Raw genomic sequence first — 229 nt, 5'->3', positions numbered from 1 at the left:
ATAGTTCGCTAGGAGATCTTCGAACATCCAATCAAGATCGAAATCATGGCTCTCGGAATATATAACGCGGGCGTCATTTGCGAGCTTTCCTTGAATACGATCAAAATCGGCGTCTACGACTGCCAACAGACCTGCAGGCGATCGTTCTTTAAGGATCTCCATCGCAGTGACGGCATTTTCCTTCCCCCAAGCGTTGACTTGGATACAGGCAGCTTCATCAACAAACCTC

The 229-nt window shown here is 48.0% G+C and carries 1 protein-coding gene; it reads right to left on the bottom strand.

Annotation, left to right across the window (positions count from 1 at the left end):
* A partial coding sequence (locus tag AF337_RS44525; RefSeq protein ID WP_210168074.1) for a hypothetical protein occupies positions 1-229 on the bottom strand: 229 nt, incomplete at both ends.

Source organism: Rhizobium ecuadorense (assembly GCF_001187535.1).
GTDB classification, from domain to species: Bacteria; Pseudomonadota; Alphaproteobacteria; order Rhizobiales; family Rhizobiaceae; genus Rhizobium; species Rhizobium ecuadorense.
This window is presented reverse-complemented; position numbering and strand designations above follow the sequence as displayed.